The sequence below is a fragment of the Bacillus sp. NP157 genome (genome assembly GCA_018889975.1).
Lineage (GTDB): Bacteria > Pseudomonadota > Gammaproteobacteria > Xanthomonadales > Rhodanobacteraceae > Luteibacter.
In genome coordinates this window covers 155077-169404 of record CP076546.1, presented here as the reverse complement: position 1 = coordinate 169404, position 14328 = coordinate 155077, and the positions used below count along the sequence as shown (strand labels likewise).

Genomic DNA, 14328 nt, shown 5'->3' with positions numbered 1-14328 from the left:
CGTGTCAGGTCGATCAGATCGACATGTTCATGATTTCTTTGTACGCATCGACCATCTTGTTGCGCACTTCGGTCATCGCGCGGAACGAGAGGTCGGCTTTCTGGCCCTGGATCATCACCTGGGCAAGGTCCACGCCCGGGTCGCCGCGCTCGAAGGCCGTGGACAGCTGGCCGGCCTTCGCCTGTGTTTCGTTGACGCCGTCGATCGACTGCTTGAGCAGGTCACCGAACGCGCCCTTCTGCGCGGGGGCGGTTTCGCCCACGCCGCGGATGGCGGGCATTTCGGTCTGCGCGCTGATGCGGCGCATCTGGAGCAGGAGGCTGTTGACGTCGATCGTGGTCATGACGGTTTTCCAACGCGTATTCGTCTTACCGACACTTCAAGCACGACCCATGCCAATCACTCTGGCAGGATCAGCCCACCTGCGCGGCTTCGGACAAGCCGTACTTGCGCAGCTTTTCCACCAGGGTGGTGCGCTGCACGCGCAGCAGCTTGGCTGCGTGGGCGACGACGCCGTTGGCGGAATTCAGCGCCTGGCGGATCAGGCCGATTTCGATGCCGGCAAGGTGGTCCTTCAGGTCGAGGCCGCCCTGCGGCAGCACCGACGGATCACCCTCGCCGCTGTAACGGAAGGTTTCCGTCACTTCCGGCTCGGCTTCCATCATGGCGATGAGCGCCGCACCCGATACTTCCTCAACCGGCATGGCACCGCGGTACTTTTCCGGCAGGTCCTGCGCGCGGACATCGCCCTGCGGCATCAGGATGGCCATGCGCTCGACCAGGTTCGACAGCTCGCGGACATTGCCCGGCCAGGCGTGCTGGCACAGCGCGTTCATGGCGCTGGGGTTGAAGCGGACCGACGACAGGCCACGGGTGACCAGGCGCTGGTTGAACTCCGAGATGAGCGCCGGCAGGTCTTCCAGGCGCTGGCGCAGCGGCGGCATTTCCAGCGGGAACACCGACAGGCGGTAGAAAAGGTCTTCGCGGAAGCTGCCGCGCTCGATGGAAGCTTCCAGGTCACGATGGGTGGCCGCGATGATGCGCACGTCGCAACGCTGCGGGCGGTTGCCGCCGACGCGCTCGAACACGCGCTCCTGAAGCACACGGAGCAGCTTCACCTGCATCGGCAGGCTCATGTCGCCGATTTCGTCGAGGAACAGCGTGCCGCCCTCGGCCAGCTCGAAGCGACCCTTGCGCGAGCTGATGGCGCCGGTGAACGCGCCCTTCTCGTGGCCGAACAGTTCGCTTTCCAGCAGTTCTGCCGGAATCGCGCCACAGTTGATGGCGATGAACGGCTTGTCGCGACGCGGCGAGCAATCGTGGATGGTGCGGGCGACCAGTTCCTTGCCGCTGCCGGATTCACCCAGCACCAGCACGCTGCTGTCGAACGGGGCGACCTGGCGGATCAGCGAGTTGACCCGCTGCATCGGGCCGGACTGGCCGACGAAGCGCAGGCTGGACGGCATCGCCGGCTGCACGCGGGCCTGGAGGGCACGCAGGGCTTCCTGCAGGCGCTCGTAGCGCAGCGGCATGTCGATCAGTTCGACCTGCTGGTTGGTGTCGTCGGCAATGAGCGAGGTGGCGATCGGCGAATCGGCGGCGACCAGCATCGGCAGCTGGCGACCCTGGCGGCCCAGCGGAGCCAGGTAACCTTCGAGCTCGGCTTCGTCTTCGACCGTGCCGACGTAGGCACCGCGCCACGATTCGTTCGCATCGGCGACATCACCACGGCTGGCGACGACCGGGCGGTAGCCCAGGAAGGCGAGCGCCGAGCTGATGGCATCGGCGCGGGTGCGGTCGGATTCGACGACGAGAAAGTTGGACGACTTCACCGGAGATACCTCGCATTGCAGTAAGGAAGAAGGCCCCAATCGGCGGGTTCGCGATGGAATCCCGTCGCCTTCGTTGCAAGGTATCAATCAAGGAGCGTGCCAACGCCGGAAAACCGGCGGGAAAAGCCTGAAATCCGTGTAGGCCGTCGTCAATTCGCCGTGTGAGGAAAACCTTTTCGGCAAGTGGTTAAAACGTGAAGACCGGGGTCAGCGTCAGCCGTGACGACACGCGTCACGAATGTGACGCAAGATGGTACGCGTCGGACTTACGTCACGTGACGTAAAATGTCACGTCTGGGCAGCGTGGGCCCTGGCTTCGGCCACTTGCCGGCGATGTTGCCGGAAAACCAGCCTTTCCAGCTCGTCGCGGACGGATTCTGAGAGGCCTTCGAAGGCTACGAAGCCCTTGCCATCGCTCGGGCCCGACTCGCGGATCCCCGGAAGTTCCAGCGGCAGGGCCCGGCAGGCGTCGAAATGGATCTTCAGCAGCACCGGCTGGCCGACCGGCGGGAGCACGTCCCACGGCAGCGCGGCACCCAGGGCGTTGAAGCGCACGGCCAGCCGCGGAGGCAGGGCCGATTGCGGCAGGAGCAGCCGGTTCACGATCTCCATGAGGACGTTGAGCTTGGCGTCGAGCCGGGCCACTTCCTGGCCCAGGGCGTTGTCGTCCTCGCCCGTATCTATACGTCGGTCCATGAGGGCGGCGACGGCGACCAGCACGCTGGCGTTGCGGTCGTTGATCGAGGCGAGGGCTGCCGGGGAGAGCCGCTCGCCGGCTTCGAGGGTGGCGTGGAACCGGGCGTCCCAGGCGACCCGCTCAGAAAAGGCCTTCCATGTTTCGTCGCTCATGGGCCTGCCACCGTCCGCCGGGAATCAGAACGAAGTATACGCAGCCACTGCACGGCGCACGCGGCGCGAGGCGTCCAGGGCGATCATCGTTTCGTCGCGGGCCGCCGAGACCAGGTCCTTGATCAGGTTGTCCATCAGCATGATCGACTTGAGCGACTCCAGCGTCTGCGGTGCCGGACGCATGGTGCCGGAGCGCAGCACGGGGTCGCGCCGGGCCTCGAGGTCGGCCAGGTCGTCCCAGCGGCCTTCGCTGGCGGCCGAATGCATGGCCTCGGTCAGGCTCAGGACCTGGTCGAGGTCGCAGAACGGGGTGGCGCTCATGCGCCGGCCTCGGCCGCCACCTGGCGCGCTTCGGCCGGGATCGCCACCCAGCTGTCGCGGATCTGGCCGAGCAGGCCGGCGACTTCCTCGAGGGCATCGGTGTCGGCGTGCAGGTTGGCGTGCAGCAGGCGGCGGGCCATGTAGTCGTAGAGGGCTTCGAGGCGGCCGACCAGCGGGGTGTCGATGTCGTGGTTCAGGCTCGACTGCAGGCCACCGAGGATTTCGATCGCCTTGGAGATCGCCTCGCCACGCCCGGCAATGCTGCCGGTGGCGATGCAGGCCACCGCCAGGCGGATGCGCTCGAGCGCACCGTCCATGAGGAGGGTGATGAGGCCGTGCGCGTCGGCCGCTTCGATGCCACCGCCGGTACGAACCTGCTGGTAGGCGCCTGCGCCGCGGGAATATCCCAGTGCCATGTCTTGTCTTTCCTGCCCGGTCTTACGACTTGTTCGAGTTGTTCAGCGAGTCGAACTGCTGCTGGAGGTAGCTGCTGGTGCTGCTGAGCTTGGTCATCATGGTGTCGAGCGCGGTGTACTGCGTCGTGAGCCGCTTGGTGTAGTCCTGCATCGTCACGTCGTAGTCCGACTGCTCCTGCGCAATGTCCTTCGCCTTCTGGTTAAGGTTGGCGGTGCGCTGGGTGAGGATGCCGGAGCTGGAGGTCCAGCCGGTGATCAGCTTGTCGAGCTTCGGCGCGATGCCGTTGGTGCCGCTGAGCAGGTTCTGCGTCTCCTTGGGATTGGAGGCCATGAACTTGGTCAGCTTGGTCGAATCGAATTTCAGCGTGCCATCCACCTGGAACGACACACCGAGGTCGCTGAGCGAGCTGGGGCCGCCGTTGGCGGCAGCCGACTGGCCACCGAGCAGGTTGGTGACCTGGCTCTTGAGCGACATGACCGTGGCGTCGCCGATGAGGGCGCCGACCTGCTGGTTGGTCGCGTCGTACTTGGTCAGGGTCTGGTAGGTGGAGACGAACGAGTTATACGCCGTGACCAGGCCCTGCATCGCCGTGCTCACCGCCGAGGTGTCGGTGGTGATGTTGACGCTGCTGGTGCCTTCCTTGGTCAGCGAAAGCGTGATGCCATCGATCGCCGAAGCGACCGTGTTGGTCGGGCTGGTCGCCGCCGTACCGTCGATCGTGAACTCGGCATCCTGCGCCTTGGTGGTCGGCGTGCCGGTCGTCGGGTCGAAAGCCAACTGGGAAAGGCCGCCATCGCCGCCGCTCGCACTCACCGAAAACGCATTGGCCGCGCCCGTGGAGGTGGCATTGAGCACCAGGTGCGCGCCATCCGTACCGGTGACGATGCTGGCGGTGACGCCGGGGTTGTCCGAGGCCTTGTTGATCTTGTCGCGAATGTCCTGCAGCGAGTTGCCCGTGGTGCCGATGTCCAGGCTCATGGACTTGCTGCCGACCGCGATGGTCAGGGTGCCACTGCCGACGGCCGCCGTGGAACTGGCGATGGCGCTGGAAGTGGTCTTCTGCGCGGCGGCGAGCTTGCCGACCACGATGTTGTAGCTGCCCGGGACAGCGGTGCTGTCGGCCGTGGCGGTCAGGACCGAGGAATCGCCGAGCGAGGTCTTCTGCGTGGTGAACGCGGAACCGTCGGTCAGCGCCTTGATCGCGCCCTGCAGGTTGGTCAACGACGAGGTGAAGTTGCCAATGGCGGAAATCTGGGTGGTGTTGGTGGTGCTGGCGTCCGAAAGCTGCTTGTCTTTCGCGGCGCGCTTGTTTGCCACGAGGTTGGAGACGATCGATGCGACGTCGATCGAACTGGAACCAAGGGTGACAGTGCTGGAACTGGCCATGAGACTCTCCGTAGAAGACGCCTCACTGCCCTGGGCGCCAATTTGCCGACGGGTAGCCCTGCATGCAGGACTACCCGTGGCAACTTAAGCAATTACCCTGCCAACCCCTGGGCTAAGCCAGGGGAGGCGGAGCTCCGGGCCGATTAGCCGAGGAGCTTGGTCACGATCTGCTGCGAGGAGTTCGCGGTGGCGAGCACCGAGACGCCAGCCTGCTGCAGGATCTGCGCCGAAGACATGTTCGCCGTTTCCTGGGCGAAGTCGGCGTCGGTGATGGCCGACTTCGACGAGGTCAGGTTCTGCGAGATGTTCTGCAGGTTGGAGATGGTCGACTCGAAGCGGTTCTGCACGGCACCCAGGTCCGAACGGAGGCTGGAGACCGACTGCAGGGCCGCATCGATGCGCTCGATCGTTTCGTTCGCGCCGTCGACGGTCTTCACGCTCGAATCGGCAAGGGTCTTGCCCGAGTCACCCACCGCACCGGCGGTGAAGCCAGCCGAGGCCGGGGCGGTGCCGCCGATCGTGATGGCCGAGGACGAACCGAACTTCAGCGACTGCGTGCCGTCGGTCGCGGTCGAGACGTAGGCATTGATGCCCTGGCCCGACTTGGCGTTGATGGCGTCGGCGAGGTCCTGCACGCTGTTGTACTTGCCAGCGAGGTCGAACGCGTCGTTGTCGCCGACCTTGACCGTGACGGCGCCAGCCGCGAGGGTCAGGCCACCGGTGGTGGCGGGAGCGGCTGCGACGGCAGCGGCACCGGGCGTGGTCGAGAGCTGCGCACCGAGCACGGAATCCGCCGAGTCGTCGATCACCGGAGCAGCGCCGGCGCCGGCCGTGTTGTTGGTGAAGGTCAGGTTGCCGCCGTTGACGCTGGCGGTGACGCCGGTCAGCTGGCTGTTGATGTCGGTCAGCATGTCCGCCTGGGTGGCGTACGTACCGGTCAGGGTCACCGTAGCGGAGCCGACCTTGAAGGTCTTGTCGCCACCGCTGTAGTCGAGGCCCGGGGCGCCCGTCATGACGGTGTTGCCGGCAACCGCGGCCGAACCCGTGGTGGCAGCGGCCGCCGCCGGGATGACCGGGGTGGCCGAACCGGTGTTCAGCTGGCCGATCTGGCTGGCCTTCATGCCCTTGTCGAGGCCGACGGTGATGACTTCACCGACGTTGGCGCCGACCTGGAAGCTGAGGTTCTGGGCGGAGCCGTCCAGCACCTTCATGCCGTTGAAGTTGGTCTGCGTGGCGATGCGGGTCACTTCCGACAGACGCTGCTGCACTTCGGCGTCGAGCGCGGCGCGGTCGCTGGTCGAGTTCGAGGCGTTGGTCGACTGGACAGCCAGCTCGCGGATGCGCTGCAGGTTGTTCGTGACTTCGTCCAGGGCCGATTCGGTCGTCTGCGACAGCGAGATACCGTCGTTGGCGTTCTGCACCGCGCGGTTCAGGCCGTTGATCTGGGTCGTCATGCGGGTCGAGATGGCGAGGCCGGCGGCGTCGTCCTTCGCGCTGTTGATGCGGTTACCCGACGACAGGCGCTCGATGGCCGAGGACAGCTTGGTCTGCGAAGTGCTCAGGTTACGCTGAGCATTCAGCGACATGATGTTGGTGTTGATGGTCAGAGACATCGTAATGATCCTTTGGTAGCGGAACCGATTGCCGGATTAGTTTGTCGGCGTAGTCCGGCGGGGTTCCGTTAGGGAAGCCTTCCGCCTCAGGGAGGTTTACGGCACGCCGGGAAGAAACTTGAGAACTTTTTCTACCTGTCAACAGTTATTTCTTGACGGAGCCTGAAAAAAACCGGTGCCCAATCACTGTCGAGGGAGGTATCGGCACGAATGCGCCGGGGTTTAGGGCCATTTTTCGCTTCCTTGCGTGGAAATCCGGCCGGGATACCCCGAACCGGCAACCGTGCCGTTGGTGGAAAGGTCAACCCAATGTGTCGCAAGAAACCGTGGCGTGGTGGCAACCGCCCGGCAAACCATCCCTGGCGGGCGTCTAACGCGCCCTGCCGTTAAACCGCATTACTTGAGGTAGTTGAACAGCGACAGGTTCTGCATCTTCACGTAGGCCTGCTGCGCGGCATCCAGCGCCGTCTGCTGCTGCGAGAACTTGCTAGCGGCGCTTGCGTAGTCCAGGTCCTGCAGGTCCGAAAGCGTGCTGTCGTACTGCAGCTTGGTGTCCGAACCGATGCTCGCCTGCTGGTCCAGCGTGTTCATCCGCGCACCGATCTGCGTGCGCGTGTTGAGGAAGCTGCCGCTGGCCTGGTCGAGGTTCTGCAGCTGCGCATTCACCGCGTTGTTCATCGGTGCGCCGCCGCCCGGCGTTTCGAACGCGGTGATCAGGTTCGAAATGGTGGAGAACACATCCTGCGACGACGACGGCGTGACCGAGAACGAATCGCCGGCGGCGGGCGTGCCGGTCATGTTGATCTGCGCACCGTTGAAGTTGATGCTGCCCGACCCGGCCGCATACGTGCCCGTGCTCAGCGCCGGACCGGTCGGATCCGTCGCGTCATGGATTTCGTAGGTCGATGCCGAGGTGAAGTTGATCGTGTAGCTGCCGCCGGTCCAGGCCGACGCGTCGGTGACCGAGGTGCTGCCAACCACGCCGGTGCCGGTGTTGCCACTGGCCGCCGCGGTCTGGAACGTGCCGTTGCCGCCGCGGATCGCCATGAATACGGAATCGCCGCTGTCGCCGGTCGCCACCTGCAGGCCCGCCGCGGCCGCGACCATGCGCTGGCCCTGGTCGCCCGCGTAGGTCACCGACAAGCCGGACTGCGAGAACGGCTGCGTGGTCGTGGCATTGCCGGCGAACACGTATTCGCCCTGCCCGTCCTTCGTGTTCGCGAGCGACACCAGCTGCTGCAGCGTCTGCCGAAGTTCGGTGGCGATCGACTTGCGCGACTCGTCGGTCTGCGTGCCGTTGCTGCCTTCCAGCGCCAGCGTGCGCACGCGATCGAGGATGTCGGATGCGCCGGAGATCGCGCTCTCTTCCACCGACAGTCGCGTGTTGGCCGAATTGATGTTGCGCGTGTACTGGTCGTTCTGCGCACTCGCCGAGGTGACGTCGACGGCGCGTGCCGCCGCGGCCGGGTTGTCCGACGGCGTCTGGATCGCCTTGCCGTTGCCGAGGGCCAGCTGCGTCTGCGACAGGTCGTACTGCCGGTTGAGCATCTGGTTGACGGACTGTTGCTGCTGCCAGGAAGTGGAGATGCGCATGATCAGCCCTGCACGGCGGAAAGGAGGGATTGGAAGATTGAGTTCGCGGTGGTGATCACCTGCGCGGACGCCGAATACGCCTGCTGGAACTTCAGCAGGTTGGCGGCCTCTTCATCGAGGTTCACGCCGGACAGGCTGGACTGTGCCGCCGAGGCCTGGTCGAGGATGCTCTGCTGTGCGCTGAGCGCCGTGTTCGCCTGCGAGCCGGCCGTGCCGACCTGGGCGATCAGCTGGCTGTACGACTTGCCGACCGTGGTGACGCCGCCGTCGAGGATGCCCTTGTTGGCGACGTTGGCCAGCGCGAGCGCATTGCCGTTGTCGCCGCTGGCGCTGGTCGCCGGCTTAACGTTGAAGGTGTCGTTGGTCGCCGGCTTGCCGGTGATCGCCAGCGTCCAGCCGTTGCCGGAAATCGTGCCGGGGTCGGTATAGGTCTGCGGCGTGCCGCCGTTCACCGTGTAGGTGGTGGCCGAGGTGAACACGATGCTGACCGGGGTCTTGAACGCCGCATTGGCCGTGTCGGTCACGGTCAGCGCACCGAGCGCGCCGGTACCCGTGTTGGCCGAACCCTTGCCGGCGGAGAGCGGGCCCGAGGCGGCGATCTTGTTCGTATCGCTCACGGCCACGCTGATCGACGATGCCGCGTTGCGCGTGGACTGGATCTGGAAGCTGTCGCCCGCCGCGGCGCCCGCGCCCACGGTCACCTGCATGCCTTCCAGCACGAAGGGATCGGTCGCCGTGCCGCTGCCGATCATCGGCACGGTGGTGCCCGACGTGGTCGTCGCCGACCAGTTCACGCCGTCGAAGCGCATGACGTAGTCCGAGCCGCTCAGCTTCGAGACGTCCGAGACCACGGCCGACACCGAGCCGGTGCCGGTGTTCTTCGTGCTGTTGAACACGGCCGGGTCGGCGATGTTGAACATGTTGCCGCCGGCATCGCCGTTGAGGTCGATACCCTGCGCACTCTGCTTGTTCATCGCCGTGGTCAGCGCGATCGCGGAGCGGCCGAGCTGGCTACGCGCCGGGTCGAGCACGTTGGTACGGAAATCGAACGTCGCGCCCAGCGAACCCGAACCCAGCTGGTTGCTGATCACGGTGCCCTGCGGGTCGACCACTTCCAGCCGCGACGAGTCGTACTGGTTGGTCGCCGTGGCGAGCTTGGTGGCGCTGGTGCCGCTGACCAGCGGCAGGCCGTTGCCCACGCTAACCGTGTACATGTGGTCGCTGTTCTGGGTCACGCTGACGCCGACCAGCGCCGACAGCTGCGCCACCGCCTGGTCGCGCGCGTCGAGCAGCTGGTTGGGCGCCGCGCCACCCGCATAGCCCTTCTGGATCTGCGAGTTCAGGCTGGCGATGTTCTGCGCCAGCGAGTTGATCGAATCGACCGCACTGCTGATCTGCTGGTTGGTCTGCGAGTCCAGCGACTGGAACTGGGTGGACAGCGACTTGAACGTCGCCACCAGCGAATTGGCCTGGCCGATCAGGGCCTGGCGGCTGGCGGTGTCCACCGGCGCGTTGGCCACGTCGCTGATCGCGCCGAAGAAGCTGTCGAGCGAGCTCTGCAGGTTGGACGAACCGCTGACCACGTTATTCACCGACGCCGTGAGCGTGGCGTACTGCGACGCACGGCTCTGGCTCGAACTGGCGGACCACACCTGCTGGGTGAGGAACTGGCTGTAGGCGCGCTGCACGCTGACCGCATCGGCACCCTGGCCGATGTAGTAACCACCCGAGTATTCGGGGCGGCGCGCGTCGAAGCTCGTCACCTGGCGGCTATAGCCCGCCGTATTGACGTTGCTGATGTTGTTGCCAACGGTGGACAGGCCTACCTGCGAGGCAAGCAGTCCCGATACACCGGTGGAGAGAAGGTCAGCCATCGTCGTTTCCTTAGAGTTCCGCCGCTACCTGTTTGAGCGCAGCGAGCGCCTGCTTCATCACGGGACCGTTGGCGATGTCGGTCAGCTTCTGCGCATAACTCGGGTCGGTCGCGTAACCGCCCTGGGTGAGCGCATGGGCGAACCCCGCGATGTCGTCGCCGCGGCCCACGGCCTTCGCATAACGCGGGCTGCTGGCCACCATGTCGGCGTAATCCTTGAACGAATCGGACGGGGAGTCGTACGCGCGGAAGCTGTCCTTCTTGCGCACGGCCACGCCGTTTTCGTATTCCAGGGTCGGCACGTTCACGCGCTTGCCGTCCCAGCTGCTGCCGGCCTTGATCCCGAACATGTTGAAACTGTTGGTGCTGCCCGAGGCCGGCATGTGCTTGCCCCAGCCGGTCTCGAGCGCGGCCTGGGCCAGTAGCGCACGCACGGAGACCCCGAGCTTCTTCGCCGCTTCGATGGCGTGCGGCGCGAACTTCTCGACGAAATCCTGCGGGCTGTCGATCGAGCCGACCGCGTTGGTGACGGCGGAGGCACCCTGCCCCACGGCACGGCCCGCGCTACCCAGCATGTGCTCGAGCGAATCCATCAGGCCGCTGTTGGCATCGGACGGCGACGACACGGATGCCGCGGTGGACGCCGAACCATCGACGCCCGCGAACAGGCTGCTGTTGGCATCGCTGGCCGAGGTCGACGCACCGCCGCCGAGCTGGCGGATCAGCATGTCGGCGATGCCGATGCCCTTGCCCTGCGACAGCGTGACCGAGAGCTGGTGGTCGAGCATGTCGCGGTACTGGTTGGCTTCGCTGGAACCCATCAGGTCGTCGCCGCCCAGGGACGCACTGGCGTCGCGCATGGACTTCAACATCATCTGGGTAAAGATCGATTCGAACTGCTTGGCGACGGCCGGCAGTGCCGACTTGGAATCCTGCTGCGCGGCCGAACGCAGGCCGGCAAACGCGGACATGTCCGTGTAAGTGCCAAGGCGCTGGTTGTCGACCGCGGTAGCCATGTCAGATCACCACCAGCTCGGCGCGCAGCGCGCCGGATTCTTTCAGGGCCTGCAGGATCGAGATGAGGTCGCTCGGCGAGGCGCCGACCTGGTTCACCGCGCGCACGATCGAATCCAGGCTGGTGCCCGGACCGAACTTGAACATGTGGCCACCGTTCTCGCTCACCGCGACCTGGCTGCTCGGCACCACCGCGGTCTGACCGCGGCTGAAGGCACCCGGCTGGCTGACCTGCGGCTGCTCGCTGATGGTGACCTGGATCGAACCGTGCGCGACGGCGGCCGTGCCGACCTTCACGTCGGAGCCGATCACCACGGTGCCCGTGCGCGAGTTGACGATCACCCGCGCCGGCGCATCGCCCGGGGTGACGTCGAGCGACTGGATCGTGGCCAGCCAGGACACGCGCTGGGACGGATCGAGCGGCGCGCGCACGGCGATCGAGCCCGAGTCGATGGCGTTCGCCGTGCCCGCGCCGAAGCTGCGGTTCACCGCCTCGGCGACGCGGTTGGCCGTCATGAAGTCGGCGCTGTTGAGGTTGAGCATGATGTCGCCGCCCTTGTCGAAGGACGAGGCGACGCTGCGCTCGATGCTCGCACCGCCCGGGATGCGACCGCTGGCGGAGATGTTGACCTGCACGCTGGAACCGCTCTTGCCCTGCGCGCTGACGCCGCCAACGATGACGCTGCCCTGCGCGATGGCGTAGACCTGGCCATCGGCACCCTTCAGCGGCGACATCAGCAGTTCGCCACCGCGGATGCTCTTGGCGTTGCCGATCGAAGCCACGGTGACGTCGATACGCTGGCCCGGCTTGGCGAACGGCGGGATCTCGGCGGTGATGGTGACCGCCGCGGCATTCTTCAGCTGCGGACGCACGTTCGCCGGCACGTTCACGCCGAACTGCTGCAGCATGTTCTCGAGGCTTTGCGTGGTGAACGGCGCCTGGCTGGTCTGGTCGCCGCTGCCATCGAGGCCGACGACCAGGCCGTAGCCCACCAGCTGGTTGCTGCGCACGCCGCCGACCTGGGCCAGGTCGCGGATCTTGTCGGCGTGTGCCGGCACGACCGAAGCCAGTGCCAGCACGGCGGCGGCCGCGCGGGCCACGTTGCGGAAACGGGCGACGAAGGTCTTCATCAGAACGGCATCCACTTCGAATCGAAGAAGCGCGACAGCCAGCCACGCGTGTTCGAATCGGCCAGGGTGCCCTTGCCGACGTATTCGATCTTCGCATCGGCGACGCGGCTGGACAGGACGATGTTGTCGTTGCCGATGTCCTGCGGGCGCACGATGCCGGAGATGCGGACCAGTTCTTCGCCCTGGTTGATGGTGAGCCACTTCTCGCCCTGCACGATCAGCGCGCCATTGCTCAGGCGCTGCGCGACGGTGACGGTGATTTCGCCGGTCAGCGCGTTGCTCTGGCTGGACGAGCCATCGCCATCGAACGAGTTGCTGCTGGCCAGGCTGCTGTTGGCGACGTTGCCGCCGATCTTCAGGCCACGGCCGAGCAGCGTCGGCGCGGTGATGTTGTTGCCGTTCTTCTTGCTGGTGCTGGTCGCCGCCTTCTTGGTGGCCTGGGTGGCTTCCACCAGCGTGATGGTGAGGATGTCGCCCACGCGGTGCGCGCGCGGGTCGGCGAACAGTTCCATGTTCTGCTGGTCGGCGTAGATCGAGCCGGTGGCCTGCGCAGGCACGGCGGGAGCGACCGGCAGCGTGGCGGCATACATCGGCTTGGGCGTCGGCGGCACCATCGCGCAACCGGTTAGGGCGGCGAACGGGAGGGCGGCAACGACGAGGCGGGCGAAACGACGATTCATGACGACGGGTCTCAGGTCTTCTGGGTGATGAACTGGAGCATCTGGTCGGCCGCCGACACGGCCTTCGAGTTCATCTCGTAGGCGCGCTGGGTTTCGATCATGTTCACCATTTCCTCGACCACGTTGACGTTCGACGATTCGAGGGCGTTTTGCTGGAGCGTGCCAAGGCCATTGAGGCCTGCGGTACCGGTCTGCGGCGTGCCGCTGGCGGTGGTCTCCAGGTACATGTTGTCGCCGCGCGGCTCCAGGCCCGCGGGATTGACGAAATCGGCGAGCTGGATCTGGCCCACCGTGGTCGACGCCGACGTGCCGGCCGTGGTGACGCTCACCGTGCCGTCGGTACCGATGGTGACGGCGGTGGCCGTCGACGGGATGGTGATGGCCGGTTCGATCGGATAACCGTCGTTAGTCACCAGCTGGCCATCCTGGTCGCGCTTGAGCGAACCGTCGCGGGTGTAGCCGACGGTGCCGTCGGGCAGGGTCACCTGCAGGAAACCGCGGCCGTCGATGCGCACGTCCAGTGGGTTGTCGGTCTGCTGCGAGCCGCCCTGTTCGAACATCTTCTGGGTGCCGACGACGCGGACACCGGTGCCGATCATCAGGCCCGTGGGCGAGGTGGTCTGTTCGGTGGTCTGGCCACCGGCCTGCCCACGGTTCTGGTAGGCGAGGTCTTCGAACTCGGCACGGGCGCGCTTGAAGCCCGTGGTGTTCGTGTTGGCCAGGTTGTTCGAGACGACATCCATGCGCGTCTGCTGCGCATCGAGGCCGGTCTTGGCGATCCAGAGGGACGTGAACATCGTTGACTCCTGCGCGCTTGGCGCCTGCTATGCCGCGACGGTTTTGCGTCGCGCGGCGGTGGTTACCCCACCTGTAGCAATTTCGATGCCGACTGCTCGTTTTCGTCGGCTGCCTTGATCGATCGGACCTGCATTTCGTATTCGCGGGAGAGCGAAATCATCTTCACGAGCACTTCGGAAGGGTTGACGTTGCTCGATTCCACGGCCCCGGAGACCACGCGGACATTGGCGTCCGCTTCGGCCGGATTGCCGTCGCGCGTATGCATGAGGCCGTCGCTGCCGTACTGCAGCTGGTCGTTGCCGGGGTTCACCAGCTTGATGCGATCGGTGGTGGTGAGCGTATTCGGCGCCTGGCCGAGCGGTACGACGGAAATCGTGCCGTCGGTGCCGATCTTCACGCTCGACGCCTGCGGGATGGTGATCGGGCCGCCGCCACCCATGACGGCATTCCCGCGCGCGTCCGTCAAAAGACCGTCGGCGTCGATGCGCAGGTTGCCGGCGCGGGTGTAGCCCTCGTTGCCGTCGGGCGACTGCACCGCGATCCAGCCGTTGCCTTCCACGGCCACGTCGAGGTCGTTGCCGGTGGCCATCTGGTTGCCCTGGGTGCCGTCGAAACCCATGCCCTGGGCCACGCCATTGATGCGCGTCTGCAGGCCATCGCCCAGCACGGGCACGCTCTGGAACGCCGACAGCTCGGCCTTGAAGCCGGTGGTGTTGGCGTTGGCCAGGTTGTGCGCGACTTCGGCCTGCGCCCGCATGGTCTGCGTGGCGCCGGTCATGGCGATGTATACGGAACGATCCATGGCGGTTTCCCCGACGGGC

General features: G+C 65.9%; 14 protein-coding genes. All 14 read right to left on the bottom strand.

Annotation, left to right across the window (positions count from 1 at the left end; all coding sequences use genetic code 11):
• Positions 1 to 13: 13 nt before the first annotated feature.
• Positions 14 to 343 carry a flagellar hook-basal body complex protein FliE gene (fliE, locus tag KPL74_00850; protein ID QWT20574.1) on the bottom strand — a complete coding sequence of 110 codons (330 nt, stop codon included), beginning with the start codon at positions 341 to 343 and terminating at the stop codon, positions 14 to 16.
• A gap of 70 nt (positions 344 to 413) precedes the next feature.
• Positions 414 to 1610 carry a sigma-54 dependent transcriptional regulator gene (locus tag KPL74_00845; GenBank protein ID QWT22556.1) on the bottom strand — a complete coding sequence of 399 codons (1197 nt, stop codon included), beginning with the start codon at positions 1608 to 1610 and terminating at the stop codon, positions 414 to 416.
• A gap of 510 nt (positions 1611 to 2120) precedes the next feature.
• Positions 2121 to 2681, bottom strand: a complete 561-nt coding sequence (locus KPL74_00840) for a PilZ domain-containing protein (protein QWT20573.1) — start codon at positions 2679 to 2681, stop codon at positions 2121 to 2123.
• 24 nt (positions 2682 to 2705) lie between these two features.
• Positions 2706 to 3002: a flagellar protein FliT gene (locus KPL74_00835; protein ID QWT20572.1), complete on the bottom strand. Its 297-nt coding sequence runs from the start codon at positions 3000 to 3002 to the stop codon at positions 2706 to 2708.
• Positions 2999 to 3418: a flagellar export chaperone FliS gene (gene fliS, locus KPL74_00830; protein ID QWT20571.1), complete on the bottom strand. Its 420-nt coding sequence runs from the start codon at positions 3416 to 3418 to the stop codon at positions 2999 to 3001. Before fliS ends, KPL74_00835 begins: the two co-directional genes overlap by 4 nt.
• Before the next feature lie 22 nt (positions 3419 to 3440).
• On the bottom strand, positions 3441 to 4805 hold the full coding sequence (gene fliD / locus KPL74_00825; protein QWT20570.1) for a flagellar filament capping protein FliD: 1365 nt from the start codon (positions 4803 to 4805) through the stop codon (positions 3441 to 3443).
• Positions 4806 to 4948: 143 nt separating this feature from the next.
• A complete protein-coding gene (locus KPL74_00820) occupies positions 4949 to 6418 on the bottom strand; it encodes a hypothetical protein (GenBank protein ID QWT20569.1) in 1470 nt (489 codons plus the stop codon).
• A 396-nt stretch (positions 6419 to 6814) separates the two neighbouring features.
• Entirely contained in the window at positions 6815 to 8011 is a 1197-nt protein-coding gene (flgL, locus tag KPL74_00815) for a flagellar hook-associated protein FlgL (protein ID QWT20568.1), read from the bottom strand.
• 2 nt (positions 8012 to 8013) lie between these two features.
• Positions 8014 to 9885: a flagellar hook-associated protein FlgK gene (gene flgK, locus KPL74_00810; protein QWT20567.1), complete on the bottom strand. Its 1872-nt coding sequence runs from the start codon at positions 9883 to 9885 to the stop codon at positions 8014 to 8016.
• Positions 9886 to 9895: 10 nt separating this feature from the next.
• Positions 9896 to 10900, bottom strand: coding sequence for a flagellar assembly peptidoglycan hydrolase FlgJ (flgJ, locus tag KPL74_00805; protein ID QWT20566.1), 1005 nt, complete (start codon positions 10898 to 10900; stop codon positions 9896 to 9898).
• A gap of 1 nt (position 10901) precedes the next feature.
• Entirely contained in the window at positions 10902 to 12029 is a 1128-nt protein-coding gene (locus KPL74_00800; protein ID QWT20565.1) for a flagellar basal body P-ring protein FlgI, read from the bottom strand.
• A complete protein-coding gene (gene flgH / locus KPL74_00795) occupies positions 12029 to 12709 on the bottom strand; it encodes a flagellar basal body L-ring protein FlgH (GenBank protein QWT20564.1) in 681 nt (226 codons plus the stop codon). The genes KPL74_00800 and flgH overlap by 1 nt, the downstream gene beginning before the upstream one ends.
• Before the next feature lie 11 nt (positions 12710 to 12720).
• Positions 12721 to 13506: a flagellar basal-body rod protein FlgG gene (gene flgG, locus KPL74_00790; GenBank protein QWT20563.1), complete on the bottom strand. Its 786-nt coding sequence runs from the start codon at positions 13504 to 13506 to the stop codon at positions 12721 to 12723.
• A gap of 62 nt (positions 13507 to 13568) precedes the next feature.
• Entirely contained in the window at positions 13569 to 14309 is a 741-nt protein-coding gene (flgF, locus tag KPL74_00785; protein QWT20562.1) for a flagellar basal-body rod protein FlgF, read from the bottom strand.
• Positions 14310 to 14328 lie beyond the last annotated feature (19 nt).